Annotated in this window: 12 protein-coding genes; 2 read left to right on the top strand and 10 right to left on the bottom strand. The window is 46.2% G+C overall.

The features are described 5' to 3' along the window. Positions 1-11: 11 nt before the first annotated feature. Both oadA and EL386_RS07410 read left to right on the top strand, forming a co-directional pair. Positions 12-1,835 (top strand): sodium-extruding oxaloacetate decarboxylase subunit alpha, encoded by a 1,824-nt coding sequence (oadA, locus tag EL386_RS07415; RefSeq protein ID WP_126454898.1) that lies wholly within the window; start codon positions 12-14, stop codon positions 1,833-1,835. Positions 1,836-1,884: 49 nt separating this feature from the next. Further along, a complete protein-coding gene (locus tag EL386_RS07410; RefSeq protein WP_126454896.1) occupies positions 1,885-2,481 on the top strand; it encodes a Maf family protein in 597 nt (198 codons plus the stop codon). 94 nt (positions 2,482-2,575) lie between these two features. Here EL386_RS07410 and EL386_RS07405 read toward each other — a convergent pair whose 3' ends face one another. The 10 genes from EL386_RS07405 to EL386_RS07365 form a co-directional block, all read right to left on the bottom strand. Continuing rightward, on the bottom strand, positions 2,576-3,127 hold the full coding sequence (locus EL386_RS07405) for a nitrous oxide reductase accessory protein NosL (RefSeq protein ID WP_126454894.1): 552 nt from the start codon (positions 3,125-3,127) through the stop codon (positions 2,576-2,578). A 17-nt stretch (positions 3,128-3,144) separates the two neighbouring features. Next, positions 3,145-3,978, bottom strand: a complete 834-nt coding sequence (locus tag EL386_RS07400) for an ABC transporter permease (RefSeq protein ID WP_126454892.1) — start codon at positions 3,976-3,978, stop codon at positions 3,145-3,147. Next, positions 3,975-4,901 carry an ABC transporter ATP-binding protein gene (locus tag EL386_RS07395; RefSeq protein ID WP_126454890.1) on the bottom strand — a complete coding sequence of 309 codons (927 nt, stop codon included), beginning with the start codon at positions 4,899-4,901 and terminating at the stop codon, positions 3,975-3,977. Before EL386_RS07395 ends, EL386_RS07400 begins: the two co-directional genes overlap by 4 nt. After that, positions 4,898-6,208, bottom strand: a complete 1,311-nt coding sequence (locus EL386_RS07390) for a nitrous oxide reductase family maturation protein NosD (RefSeq protein ID WP_126454888.1) — start codon at positions 6,206-6,208, stop codon at positions 4,898-4,900. Before EL386_RS07390 ends, EL386_RS07395 begins: the two co-directional genes overlap by 4 nt. A gap of 59 nt (positions 6,209-6,267) precedes the next feature. Beyond that, positions 6,268-8,136, bottom strand: coding sequence for a TAT-dependent nitrous-oxide reductase (gene nosZ, locus EL386_RS07385; RefSeq protein WP_126454886.1), 1,869 nt, complete (start codon positions 8,134-8,136; stop codon positions 6,268-6,270). A gap of 90 nt (positions 8,137-8,226) precedes the next feature. Next, on the bottom strand, positions 8,227-10,374 hold the full coding sequence (nosR, locus tag EL386_RS07380; protein ID WP_126454884.1) for a transcriptional regulator NosR: 2,148 nt from the start codon (positions 10,372-10,374) through the stop codon (positions 8,227-8,229). Between the two features lie 553 nt (positions 10,375-10,927). Further along, positions 10,928-12,016, bottom strand: a complete 1,089-nt coding sequence (locus EL386_RS07375; protein ID WP_126454882.1) for a pyridoxal phosphate-dependent aminotransferase — start codon at positions 12,014-12,016, stop codon at positions 10,928-10,930. A 105-nt stretch (positions 12,017-12,121) separates the two neighbouring features. Then, positions 12,122-12,475 (bottom strand): glycine-rich domain-containing protein, encoded by a 354-nt coding sequence (locus EL386_RS07370; RefSeq protein WP_126454880.1) that lies wholly within the window; start codon positions 12,473-12,475, stop codon positions 12,122-12,124. Positions 12,476-12,597: 122 nt separating this feature from the next. Then, positions 12,598-12,747: a hypothetical protein gene (locus tag EL386_RS15620; RefSeq protein WP_172597653.1), complete on the bottom strand. Its 150-nt coding sequence runs from the start codon at positions 12,745-12,747 to the stop codon at positions 12,598-12,600. Positions 12,748-12,764: 17 nt separating this feature from the next. After that, positions 12,765-13,178 (bottom strand): hypothetical protein, encoded by a 414-nt coding sequence (locus tag EL386_RS07365; RefSeq protein WP_126454878.1) that lies wholly within the window; start codon positions 13,176-13,178, stop codon positions 12,765-12,767. Positions 13,179-14,264: the final 1,086 nt, after the last annotated feature.

Here is a 14,264-nt window from a genome sequence, read left to right as displayed (position 1 = left end):
AGAGTCAGAGCATGAGCAGAGTCCATATTACCGACACCATTTTACGCGACGCCCACCAGTCACTTATCGCCACACGCATGCGCACCGAAGACATGCTGCCGATTTGTGAACGCCTTGACCGCGCCGGTTACTGGTCGCTGGAGGTCTGGGGTGGTGCCACCTACGATGCCTGCCTGCGTTTTCTAAAAGAAGACCCGTGGGAACGTTTACGCAAACTTCGCGAAGCGCTGCCCAACACACGTCTGCAAATGCTGTTGCGCGGACAAAACCTGCTGGGCTATCGCCATTACTCAGATGACGTGGTGCGTGCCTTTGTCGAGCGCAGTGCCGAAAACGGCATTGATGTATTCCGTATCTTTGATGCCATGAATGACCTGCGCAACCTGCACACCTCCATCGAGGCGGTTAAAAAGACCGGCAAACATGCCCAGGGGACGATCTGTTACACCATCAGCCCGGCACATAGCCTCAACCAGTTTGTCAGCCAGGCCAAGGAACTCGAGTCGATGGGCTGCGATAGTGTGGCGATAAAAGACATGGCCGGCCTGTTAACACCACTGGTCGTCGCCGAACTCACCGAGAAACTCACCGAGGCACTCGACATCCCCATGCACCTGCACTCGCACGACACCGCCGGCATGTCGAGCATGAATCACCTCGCCGCCATCGTGCATGGCTGCCGACATATCGACACGGCCATATCGACCTTCTCGGGCGGCGCCAGTCATGCCCCGACCGAGACCATGGTCGCCGCCCTGCGTGACACCGAGTTCGACACCGGCATGGACCTCGAGCTGCTGCAGGAGATTGGTTTTTACTTCAAGGAGGTGCGCAGCACCTATCACCAGTTCGAATCCGAAATGACTGGCCTGGACACACGCGTGCAGGTCAACCAGGTCCCCGGCGGCATGATCTCCAACCTCTCATCGCAACTGCGTGAACAAGGTGCACTGGACCGCATGAATGATGTCCTTAACGAGATCCCACGTGTGCGTGAAGACCTGGGCTACCCGCCACTGGTCACGCCCACCTCACAAATCGTCGGCACCCAGGCGGTGCTGAACGTCATGACCGGCGAGCGTTACAAGACCATTACCAACGAGGTCAAACTCTACCTGCAGGGGCGCTACGGCAAGGCCCCCGGCACGCTGAATCAAACCGTGCGCCTGCAGGCCATCGGCAGTGAGGAGATCATTGATGTCCGCCCCGCCGACCTGCTCAAAGATGAAATGGACAGCCTGCGCAATGAGATCGGTGAACTGGCCAAAAACGAAGAAGATGTGCTGAGTTATGCCATGTTCCCCGAGATCGGTCGTGAATTCCTGGAGCAACGCGCCAATGATGCCCTGGTCCCGGAACCACTCGAGCCACCACGCCGCAAGGATGACGGCCCGCATGCCGCCCCGATTGAATTCAATGCCACCCTGCATGGCGAGAGTTATCACATCAAGGTCACCGGTGCCGGACACAAGGGCCAGAACCAGCGGCCCTTCTATGTCACCGTCGATGGCGTGCAGGAAGAGATCCTCATTGAGACACTCGATGAGATGATGGTCATGGAAAACGGCAGCGAGGTCCCCGCCACCGCGCAACGCGGCAGCAAACGGCCCCGCGCGACCAGCCCCGGGCATGTCACCACCTCGATGCCGGGCACGATTGTTGAGGTGCTGGTTGAGGTCGGCAGCGAGGTCAAGGCCGGTGATGCCATCCTCATCACCGAGGCCATGAAGATGGAGACCGAAATTCAGGCGCCGATATCGGGTACAATCGCCGCGGTCCATGTCGCCAAGGGTGACAGCGTCAACCCGGATGAGGCACTGGTCGAGATAGAATAACCAGCCAAAGAACTTACTCACTTAGCAACGAAATAGATAACACCGCCGTATGAATACAACTAACACCGCACCGAGACTCGTACTCGGTTCCACCTCGCCGTTTCGGCGCGAGATCCTGCAAAAACTCGGCCTGCCATTCGAAACCGCCGCGCCGGATGTAGATGAATCCGCCAGGGCAAACGAACCCCCCGAGCAACTCGTCGCCCGCCTCGCCGAAGCCAAGGCCCGCGCCGTAGCCAAACAATTCCCCCATGCGCTAATCATCGGCTCCGACCAGGTTGCGGTGAATGCGGGTGAAATACTCGGCAAACCGCACACCCATGCACGCGCCATCGAACAGTTACAAAACGCCTCAGGCAAGACGGTGCGCTTTCTCACCGGCCTGTGCCTGTATAACAGCGCCACCGACAAGGCACAGTCTGAAGTCGTGCCGTTTGATGTCGTGTTCCGTGAACTGACAGGGGAACAGATCGAAAACTACCTGCAACGTGAACAGCCCTACAACTGTGCCGGCAGCTTCAAGTCCGAGGCACTCGGTATCGCCCTGTTTGAACGACTCGAAGGTGAAGACCCGAACACGCTGATCGGTTTGCCGCTGATCCGACTGGTGCGTATGCTGGAAAATGAAGGTGTGCGGGTTTTATAAAAATACCTTTCCAGAGCCCAAAGTCTGGTTACGGCCAAAAGAAGCGATTCATTACAAAGCAAAACAACTTTAATCATGCTGGCAGAACTTATAACTAAGGCTTCCTCTGATTATTTACGTCTGCGTGCCGCATTCTTAGTTCCGCTAGCAATTCTAGATCAATGGCATTAAAATCAAGCAAACGACCACCATATTGTTCTATAAAATTCTCCGCATCCTGTTTTTTCTGAAAACTGGCCAAGGTTAGTCCCATAGCACCTAACCGACTATGACCGACAACATACCAGGCTTGATGCGCATTTACGTAGTGTTCATCACTGGGTTTATCCCACGAGCCTGCAGCACCCATATCATGTACATATGCTGAATGTAGAATCGCCTTGGTATCCGGCTGCAGTAACCATGCAAACAATTCAATAGTTGAGCAGAATTTTAATGGGGCATTTTGGTGACGCACAAATGCTTGCGCCTTAGGCCCAGGAAAACCTATTATTTCCATGCCGCAGACATGACATTCATCACCCGCAGAAATTTTTTCTAATACCTGTGAAGAATCTGGTTGATCTGCTTTATCACAACCACTCACTATCATGCTTGTTACCAATAAAGCAGCGACAACCCCAATGCTTGTTGTAAAGTATTTCAAGTCAGCAAGCTCTTGTTCTAAATACGGCGACGGTTGAACAGCCACAGTGCCAGTAATAATGGCACAATAACCCAGGCAACAAGTACACCCGTCAACATTAGGGAATCAAAAGACGAGCCCGATGCTGTCATATGCGCCAGGCCAGTATAATTACGAGCAGCTTCAAAACTCGCCAGGTTAGCTAATCGAAAAACATCCGTCGGATTCAGTAATAATAAATATGCTAGCCAGTCATTTCCACTAGCACCTTTGGTTAAAACCAGCTGACCCAGCAGTATCAAGTCGAATATCAACACAAACCAGAACCAGAGTATTAAAGAAATACCCGCTGCACGCGATTTTTCAGAAGCAAGGGAGCTGATTACATAAGCCATGGCAATAAATACCCAACCCAGTAAAGTTGTCGTCAGGATAAACACCCCAAAAGCCTGCCATAATTCCAAATAAAATATTTCGTCCGTCAGGATACCTATTAAAACTGCCGAAACACCAAAACCCAGCACAGTCGATGCACCCATAATACCCGCGTGCCCCATAAATTTACCAAGCAGTAACTGGCTTCGTCGCATCGGGTATGTCAGCAACAACAATAACGTACCTTGTTCATCTTCACCAATTATCGAATCGTAAGCCAGCAATAGAGCGATCAGTGGTATTAAAAAAATGGCCAGGCTGGACAAGCTGATGATAGTCGTTGCCAGGGATGTAAACCCCACTGTCCCTGATGCAGAAGCACCAAAATAGGCAAGGCCGATCGCGAGAAATGCAAACACCAGTGTAATGGACAATACCCAGCGGTTACGCAAGCCATCTCGAAATTCTTTGTTGGCGACAATTAAGATAGCATTCATAATTGCTTCTCCGGTGCAACCTGCTTACAGTAATAGTAATACAGATTTTCCAGCGTAGGCATAACGACCTCAATATCTTTCACGGCGGGTTCTGCCAATAAAATACGCATGACTTTCATTTTGCTATGAAGTGGAGCGGTTAATTGCAGGCTTTTACCATTTAAGTGACTAAATCTCACTTCATGGTCAAGAAATTGCTGTTGCCAATTAATATTAGGCCAATCCCCATTCGCGCGTACAGTGACTGGTAATTGTGCCCGGTGACTTAACTCAGCCAGCGAACCTGATGCCAGTAATTTACCATCACCCAAAATTACTGCGCGATCGATGTATTTTTCTATGCCCGGTAGAACATGTGATGATAATAATATGGTAGTTCCCTGTTTGCGTAATTCATCCATTGATTCATAAAAATCAAATGTGGCAGCCGGATCCAGCCCGGCTGTTGGCTCATCAAACAGTAATAACTTAGGCTTTCCGAGTAATGCCTGTGCCAGACCGAGACGTTGCCGCATGCCTTTTGAATAAGTTTTAACACGTCGGTGTGCCGAATGACTCAAACCGACACGTTCCAGTAACTCCATAGCTGCGCCAGCTGTTACACCTTTAAGCTTTGCGAAATATTCCAGCACCTCTTTACCGGTTAACTGACTATAAAAACTGACATTTTCTGGCAAATAACCGATGCTCCTGCGCAGTATATCGGCTTGTGCTCCGACAGGTGATTCACCGAATAAACTGACTGTTCCACTACTAACACCAAGCACCCCAAGAATAAGTTTCATGGTTGTGGTTTTTCCGGCCCCATTATGACCAAGTAAACCAAGAATTTCCCCTTGCTGCAGACTCAAACTTACATCATCCAGCGCATTAAACTGACCAAAAGATTTTCGAACGTGATCAAGCATGACTACTGCACTCATAAACTGAGCCCTTCTTTATGAGGTGAAAGCATTAGTGGTGCGCTATCGTAAACCCCCTGTGATTTAAGTACCGGGAATTTTTCATGCACCCAGCGTAATGTTTCCACCGCCGGGCTGTTCATAAGTACACGTGCCATCGGATATTTCCATAGCAGCTTATCAACAGCATCATTGGGTTCGTATTGTTTGTCGCCGATACCATCCGCATTTAAATCCCATCCCAAATAATCGCTCCAGTAATTACCACGGCCTTCATGCACCCAGTCCTGGGACCTGTTAGCTACATATTTCACCTGTACCCGATTACCATTAAATGAGTTGCCGTAGATTTTATTATCTTCTGATCCTGCGGTCAGATGAATGCCAATATCACCGGAAGAAAAAAGGTTGTTATGAATAACATTAAACTGCGAGTTATAAATAAATATTGCCTTGCCTTCCGCACCCAGGATGCTGGCGCCACCGGTAGCATATCCGCCCCCACCCTGTACTCCAATGATACGATTGTTCGCTATCTTGCTGTAGGTTATGAAATTTAACAAAATTCCGTAGTTACGATCTTGTTCAGAGGTATTATTAAGAACGGTCAAATGATTAGACTGCATCAGCGCAAAGCCGGTTCGTGTATTACGGCTATGGTTGCCAATCACCCGATTAGAGTGTGAATACATATAATGAATACCATACCGAAGGTCATGCAATACATTGGCTTCGAGTGTATTGTTATTGCTACTTTCAATATAGATACCATCACGCGTTTCCCAAATCTCATTACCTTTCACAATCCCCTGAGACACAGAAGATAGATGAATACCATTACCACGGTCTTGTGATCGAACTTCAGGTACGCCATGAACATGGTTGTTTAGCACTTTTGGTGATTTGCATCCCCTTAGCCATATGCCAAAACCATTGCCATCAAATTTGTTATTCTCAATCGTAATGTTCTCTGCTACAGACTCAACAAAAATACCGGCATTCATTTCCGTCAAATCATGGCCGGAATTTTCAATGCGTAGCCCCTGAATAGTGACATTAGGTGCGCGGACGCGGATGACATCACCAGTATTATCTCCATCCAGTATGGCATCCGGATCACCTGTCAGGATCAATGATTTGTTAACTGTCAGATTAACGTGATATCGGCCCGCAGAAAAAACAAGCCGATCTCCAGCTTCAGCGTTGTTGATGAGAGCCTGAATATTATTTGTGGAACCGTATATACGATATTCAGCAGCCTGCACACCAAAAGCATGTGTCAACAACCAACAAAGAAGCAGCCAAAATGGTTGGTTTAGATAATGCATTGTCATTATTTTTAAATAAAGGGGAGGCAATCCCTCCCCTTATATTTTTCCGTTACCTGTTACGCTTCCACCAGCATACGACCACGCATTTCCATGTGCAGCGCATGGCAGAACCAGTTACAGTAATACCAATGAACACCCGGTCGATTTGCAACAAAAGTTACCGATGCCGTTTGCTGTGGGCCAATTTCAATACTGACACCGTGATTCACCACACAGAAACCGTGTGTCACATCCTCGATCATGTCCAGGTTAGTAATGACTACCGTTACCTCATCACCTTTTTTCACTTTAAAGTCTGTGATGCCAAAGCTCGGGGCAATTGACGTCATATACACACGCACTTTTTTACCATTACGAATAATCTTATTGTCTGTTGTCAGATTAATACCATCTCGTTTAGCCATAGCGGTAGTGTTGGCAAAGAACGGGTCATCCCGCTTCCATATTTTTAACGGTTTCATTTTACTGCGATGTACAATCATACAATCATGTGGCTCAGCAAATGTTGGACCATCATGCACCAGCTTCATCTCGTCACCGGAAATATCAATCAACTGATCATTCTCAGGATGTAATGGGCCAACCGGCAAGAACCTGTCTTTTGAAAACTTGCATAAGGCAACAAGCCACTTACCATCTGCATCACGTGTTTCGCCCATGGAGGTGTGATTGTGGCCAGGCTGGTAGTGCACGTCCAGCTTTTGCTTAATGTAGCTCACCTTTTTACCCTGATAGGCTTTAATGGCATCATCCACATTCCACTTGGCAATCTGACTATCAATAAATAGTGTCGTGTACGCATTGCCGCGACCATCAAATGCCGTATGCAGAGGCCCAAGACCAAGCTCTGGTTCTGCCACTATTGTATCTCGTGGTTCTTTAAGTTTGCCTGCGAACCAGTCGTCAATTTTACTGATCGAAATTATGCTCACTGTTGGCGACAATTTACCATTAGCCACAAAATATTTACCATCTGGCGAGGTGTTCAAACCATGAGGGCTTTTTGGAACTGGAATATACAGGGTATATTTTGAACCGTGAGTGCCATCCACTACCGGCACCTTGGAGTCCCCCAAGGTGGTAAACATTCCTTTTTCAATAGCCTTTTCAATCCTCGGGATGTTGAATACCACCGCCCAGTCACGCTCATTAGCGATAGACTCCGCTAAAGTGACGCCACCTTCCGAGTTATAGCAGGTTGAGCAGGCATATTTACCTGTGTAATCTGCATCGGTGTTATCCAGGTTGCCATCAACGATGACCTGCCAGTCCACTTCCATGGTTTCGGCATTAACAGCGCTAAACATCGTTCGGTATTTTGAAGGGTCCGTCAGGTCGCGACCATCATTGGGATGCGGTATACGAAATTCGGCGTTACAGAAAACATACTTGGTATACGGTGCTTTCTGAACACGCAAGCCATGAATCGCCGAAACATTGGGAATACTGGTTATCTTATCCGTTTTCATAATGTCGCAACGAATACGCGCAACACGCGTGTTTGCCTTGTCATTAATGAACACATATTTACCGTCATAACGGCCATCTGTCATGCTCATATGTGGGTGATGTGCATCACCATTAAAATATGGTCCGCCACCACCTGCCAAGACATCTTTACTTTCGTTGCTCATACCCCAGCCCGTTGCACTGTCCATATTGAATACTGGAATACGCATTAATTCACGCATCGATGGCAATCCAAGTATTCGAACTTCCCCCGACTGACCACCACTCCAAAAGCCATAGTATTCGTCTAGCTCACCCAGACCGACGGTAGCATTTCCTGATGCTGATTTAGCCGCAAATGCAGGGGACATTCCCATAAGACCGCCACCTAAACTCACGCCCGCAACCCCTGCCATTGCCGTAGCGTTCAAAAACTCACGGCGTGTCAGACCTTGTTTTTCTGATTCTTTACTCATAATAAACCTCCTGTTTGATATTAGTCACACCTTATAAAATCGAATAACTGTTACATCATATGATAGACAATCTCAGCCACTCATAACTGTCTAGTCAATTGATTCGGCACCCAGTTCCTGTTTTATCTGCCCGGTCCTCTCATGTTTTTTACGGCGTACAACCAAGGGCGGGCATTTATATTCATTCCAATAAGTTACCTGACAATCCATACAATAGTGACATTCATTAATTTGTATTTCTCCTCGATCATTGATCGCCTGAATCTCACATTCGACAGCACAGGTCTGGCAAGGAGAGCCGCATTCCTTACGCCGTCTTAACCAGTTAACCAGACTGAGTTTTGCTGGTACCGCCAGCGCCGCGCCCAGCGGACATATATATTTACAATAAAACTTACAATTGAAGGCCGAGACAACAACCAGCCCCAGTGCATATAAAACAAAAGGTAATTCACGATTAAAACGCAAGGTAATTGAAGTTTTAAATGGTTCAATTTCCGCATAGCGCTCTGCTGTTGCCAGCGATTCCAGAGAGATCGCAAACAGCACCATTAATATCAGGTATTTAATTCCCCATAAGCGGTCATGTATGATCTGCGGTAACTGCAATTGCACCACATTAAAATACCGTGCTATCTGATTCACTAGTTTTTGCAAGGCACCAAAAGGACAAAGCCAACCGCAATATACACCACGCCCCCACAATAAAAGTGATGCCGCCACAAAAACCCAAAGAATAAACATGGTCGGATCAATTAAAAAAGTATCCCATCTGAATTTGCTCGTTAGCGAGCTGGAAAAAGTAAACACGTTCACTATCGATAACTGACCAAGCAAGTACCAGCCGACATATAACAGTGTGTACACCAAAAACCCGGTGCGTAAATTATTCAGCAACCGCGGGAAATGAGCCAGCCAGTCCTGTAATGTCATAATGATTGTCAGCGCCGCCAGTCCCAGAACCAGAAAAGCAATTTCAAACGTTTTTTCCTGCCATACTTGCCGCCAGATAGGGAGCTCGGCTGCTATTAATTCAGCATCGACTTCGGCTAACTCTACATAGGCTTCCGGAATTTCATAAGTAGTAGTAAAGCTTGAAAACACACTATCCAGCGGCCCCGTCTGTTTTTTCACCAGCAAATCAAGTTCCCAACCACGCCCCGGATCAAACTGGTAAGGCTCGCGCACAATAAAAATCGCCATCTCCGAAAACTCAGGCATACCCTCAGCATAAACATCACTCAAGCGGTGATAGTCGATATCACGAAATGATATATCACGTTCATTCTGTCGCAGTAGAATGCGATCAAAAATACCGCCGCGAACATAACCTGATCCCTTAAAGGAATAGATGCCGTTTGCCAGTAAAGCAATCGCATGCTCACCCGTTTTGAGTTCCGCCATTAACCAGTTGTACTGACTTTCACCAAGCAGATTACGGCCAATAGTAGGCGCATTCAGATAGGCATAAAACAGATCAATAAATGGTTCTTTTGCTTCATCCGCGGTAGCCAGGTCAATATCCTCCGCAGCGGTACCTTTAAATGCCGCGTCAACTTCTTCACGAACTAACAACATACGACGAATTGCGCCATTACCCGTCAACTCTTTCCAGTTTGTACTTTCAAACAACTCTGTACGAACTCTGGCAGCAGGACGATCGAGTGCACGCGTATCGGCAATAATACCTTTACTGATCGCTACTTCACGGGCCGACCTGAGAATAGCTTCATTCATGACAATTACAGTAACTGTCGCACCGGTAATCGCATCCACATTGACATACCCCGAGCGCTTACCTGCACCCACTTTTATTCGGTCATCAACCCGCTTGCCAACATATTGCATGACAAATTCATTCAGTGTTGATTCAGGAATACCGACCAGTAGTATGGGTTCATGATGCTCAAGGACTCTAATACCTATAATACGACCTTCCGGATCAATACCCACCAACATATCCATCGGCTTACCTGAATAGGCCGGGATCGGTGCAATTTGTTTTGTACGAAAGAGATAACCCACTGGCTTATCGCCATGAAAGACTGTTGCAGCCGGTGGAGTTCCTTCAAATTTGCCTATATGGGTTGCATCAGGAAAAATAACTTTCCACGGTAACGCTTGAGCAGCATTAAGTGATAAGGGAACAAAAAGCAGATAAATGATAAAACACAGGCAGGGTAAAATCGCCGGAGCTGATAACATACGCCGTAGAGGCTTATAAAAAAAGTTTGTCATCTTGAGCCTTCATATACCAAGATTAATTATGTGTTTTTCTATAATTGTAAATATTTATTACCTGGAATATTAAACAACCCTGAATATTCTAACTGCGGTACTTTCTGGGGACCTTTCTCTTATTCATCTTCAAAATGAGCAACTTATACAATCTCTGCCAAGTACAACAGAATCATGAACATAAATCTATCTATAACCCACTTGAGATTTATAAATAGATTTACGTCATTAATATAAGCTTAATGAAGGATTAATTACATTGATCTACATCAAATCAGAAGAACCTGGAGGACAGCGAAGGCGCCATAAAACGCATTTTTTCTACAATATACAGGCCGCTTTGGGTCGGCTCCAGCCGCTCATTCCATTCTAGCCGATTCCTGCCTGGTTATGTCGCCGATCGGCCACAACCGGACGTTCAATCGAGTCTGACCCTATTGGTTTACTGGTTGCCGTCAATTCAATTATTAGCAATGGTAAAAAAGGGGGAGCGGAGACAAATCGTGATTTCAAGTGTTCTGACCCTTGATTTTTTGCATTTATTCTATATTCATTAATCCTGCAAACAAATACTTGCCACGCAGCTGGTTGTGAGTTGGTTATTTTTCGCATCTGCTATGATGAACCGCACACAATTTTCAAGTAGGGGGTTTCCCTGATATCTAATTGCAGGTACGCCTTGTTGTGTCAGCTTCTCCACAACTCCCCTGGAATCCTGCTCATTCAGTCGTGATACAACAAAATTTGTGCTGCTATCATACACCGTCAAGGCGGAGTGGCGACGTAACTGCTCCGTCATCCAGCGCCTTTGGTCAACGACCTGCTCGATACTCGACTTGATTTCATTGTAGTGTTCGATGATTAGACTACCGATCATCATCGACAGCGTATTGACCGGGAACGGCACTTGCCAGTGTCGCAAGATATCTATCACTTCCTGGTTGGCGAGCAGAAACCCGAGCCGTATTGCGGCAGCACCAATCTTTGAGAAACTACGCAATAGCAACAGGTTTGGATGTGTCACAAGCAATGGAAGCAAGGCGTTCGGCACATCTGCGAATGCGCTATAGACTTCGTCTATTAATACAAGACCAGGCGCATGCGTCAGGATGGCCTTAATCGTGTTGACATCAAAAAGCCTGGAAGTGGGATTGTGTGGGTTACTGAGAACGATCAGCTCCGGCTGCAACTTATCGATCTTGTCCAATAACCTTTCCAGTCCAATAGAAAAATCATTTTCCAGACGATGGCTTTCCACGACCGCCTCATATTTACTCGCGGCTACCCGGTACATGAAGAAGTCGGGATCGAGAAGTAATACCCGCCGATTAGCCCCGTAGCACTGCATCACCTGTTCGATAAGTGGGAACCCACCATTGCCGAGTAACACAGCAGAATCTACTGGCAGTTCTAACCAGTTCGCGATCTGGCTCTCCAGGTCAATGTCGTCAGCTCTGGGGTATCGGTTAAATTCAACTTCTGCCAGAGTGTTCTGGATTATTTCGAGCAGGTTATCCGGTAGATTGTCCGGCATCTCCATGAGTGTTCGGTTACGCTCGGGAGTTGCAAATAGCTTGTTAATATCCTCACCAGGCAACACATGGCGATGATGCGCTAAAAAGTGATCAAGGTCGAAGGCCATCTTCCGTTTGGTTTCCTTAACGTATCTCTTCTGTTAGCACACTCGCTAGACATCAATATATATTAGATCCAGGGCTTACTTGTCTTCACAACCTTTTAAGCCTGTTTAAGACTCAATCGGGTTATGCTGCCCGGACGGGATGGGATCCACCCTGGGCATATGGTGTATGTATTCGCCAAAAATGTTCGCACAGTCCTCATGATATTTCTGGGTGAACAAGATATGCGTGTGCCACACAATATCAACCACAGGATCCGGGTCAGGACCGATATCAGAAGGAGCATTCTGGTCTTGCATTCTATAATTCAGGACCTCTTTGAGAAATTGTCGATAGGCGGATATGGCTTGCTCTACCTCCTGTTCCGACCATTCGTAGCCACCCGCTATGTTGGGCATGGTCAGTTTTTCTTTTATTACGCTCAAGTCAAGACTATCAATATGTTCCTGCGCAGTTTTCAATGCAACCACCCCAAAATGACACTTTCAGCGATGTGCCTTCTCGATAGCTACCGAGAAGGCACTTATAAGTCTTATTTGTACTAAGCCACCCCGACGCAACGGGATTGCATCTGAAAAGTAAATTAGTCTTTTGATGGTGTTAAAGCTCGCAGTCCTTGCCGAGTATTTTTTTCTGGAGCTGGAACATAGCAGACTCTAACATTAGTCTTTGCTAGATTTTCTGCCATTTGATAGCGATGGAACGCATAGTACTTATCAAGTATTTTATCCATGGTGCTGTCCTCCTAGATTATTTGGCACTGATGGTGAGCTGGCCCTTACACTGCCCGTCCGAAAACACGCCAGAAAAGCCACTCTTCCTATCCAGGGCAGTCGCATAGACATATGCCTTAGCGGTTATCTCCCCTTTATCACCCGGGTAGCTCATGTTGTACTCGTTCGCCATGACATAGACATCGTGGTGCAAGGTAACGTTGGACTTGGTAATGTGGATGAAATGGCCTTTGTCACTTGATTTATGTATCTTGGCACCGTTTTTATGCGGGCTGGTGACATAGCCGGTTCCATAACGGGCCTTGCAGATTTTGATATCGCCACCAGGAACAACGGTAGTCACATTGCTGAAGCCAACTTGCATTGATTGACCATATGCTGATGTTGTGAAGAGAGCAAAAGCGATGGTTGGTATGATGTGCTTTTTCATTGTCCTAAATTCCTCTCATTTACAGTCAAAGGTTCTTCTGGTTAGGCTGATTAGCATAACAAAAAACTCTTACACCACAAAGAAACTTATCCTATTGAAAACTCAAGTCTTTAAATAAAGGGGGGATGGAGGGATTATTTTATATGCTGTAGCCCACGTCGCCTTTACCCTTCCCCTTCTCAACAGTCAGACTACTTCACGATCGCAGAAAATGATGTGTGATTTCACACAAAGAGGCGAACCGCGCCATAAAATTAAATGGGGTCAGAGAGGAATTAACGCTAATATTCAAGCTCACTTATATTAGAAACAATTGCTCTCTGACCCGGTTTTCTACGTTAATGACTGAATAAATGGGGTCAGAGCACAGTTGTTGCTTATATTAGAGAAAACTGTGCTCTGACCCCACTTATTCAAACAGGCGATATATTTTATTATTAATAGTTTTTTGTTAGTCATTTATATATCTCGCAATGCAAGTATGTATTTTTACCCTCCCTGGATTGTTCGACCGCTTTTATAGCTCGATGTTTACAGATAGTGACCTGGTTTAGAAGTTCCTCTCTATGTTTTTCAGCCAAGGCTCTTTTATTTGTGTGAAGCTTATTATTTGATTCCCACTTATTAATGCACTTATCAAATTCCACTCTAAAATGCTTTCGATTTATTTCAGCCTTACATTTATTGTAGAGGGCTGATTTGTCTCTGGATGCGTCAGTTTGTAGATTATTAAAATCATCGGAGAATTCTTGTCCCCAGCCAAGTGCGGATATAGATGTTATAAGGGCGGAGAATAAAATAATTTTATGCATAACGTTTTTAATAACTGGAAAAATACAGTTTTGCGAGGAACAAGCAGTACTGTATTTTGTCCATGTTAATTTCGTTGTTAGGCGAAATTTTCATTTTACTTCACCTATTTCAAAGGTTGTCATGTAGGAACCAACAAAGACATGGAATTGAATTAAAATTGTTGCAATAGTAATGGTGAAAACTATTACTACTGTATTTAGTACGAGTACATTTTTTCTTTTGTAAATGTCATAACAGAGAAATAATGTTGAGAGCATGAACCCCCAAATTAGA

The organism is Sulfuriflexus mobilis, assembly GCF_003967195.1.
GTDB lineage: Bacteria > Pseudomonadota > Gammaproteobacteria > AKS1 > AKS1 > Sulfuriflexus > Sulfuriflexus mobilis.
This window is presented reverse-complemented; position numbering and strand designations above follow the sequence as displayed.

Bases quoted from the DNA above. Each gene is read 5' to 3' on its own strand.
- oadA (WP_126454898.1), top strand. From the start codon at position 12: ATGAGCAGAGTCCATATTACCGACACCATTTTACGCGACGCCCACCAG.
- EL386_RS07410 (WP_126454896.1), top strand. From the start codon at position 1,885: ATGAATACAACTAACACCGCACCGAGACTCGTACTCGGTTCCACCTCG.
- EL386_RS07400 (WP_126454892.1), bottom strand. From the start codon at position 3,978: ATGAATGCTATCTTAATTGTCGCCAACAAAGAATTTCGAGATGGCTTG.
- EL386_RS07395 (WP_126454890.1), bottom strand. From the start codon at position 4,901: ATGAGTGCAGTAGTCATGCTTGATCACGTTCGAAAATCTTTTGGTCAG.
- EL386_RS07390 (WP_126454888.1), bottom strand. From the start codon at position 6,208: ATGCATTATCTAAACCAACCATTTTGGCTGCTTCTTTGTTGGTTGTTG.
- nosZ (WP_126454886.1), bottom strand. From the start codon at position 8,136: ATGAGTAAAGAATCAGAAAAACAAGGTCTGACACGCCGTGAGTTTTTG.
- nosR (WP_126454884.1), bottom strand. From the start codon at position 10,374: ATGACAAACTTTTTTTATAAGCCTCTACGGCGTATGTTATCAGCTCCG.
- EL386_RS07375 (WP_126454882.1), bottom strand. From the start codon at position 12,016: ATGGCCTTCGACCTTGATCACTTTTTAGCGCATCATCGCCATGTGTTG.
- EL386_RS15620 (WP_172597653.1), bottom strand. From the start codon at position 12,747: ATGGATAAAATACTTGATAAGTACTATGCGTTCCATCGCTATCAAATG.
- EL386_RS07365 (WP_126454878.1), bottom strand. From the start codon at position 13,178: ATGAAAAAGCACATCATACCAACCATCGCTTTTGCTCTCTTCACAACA.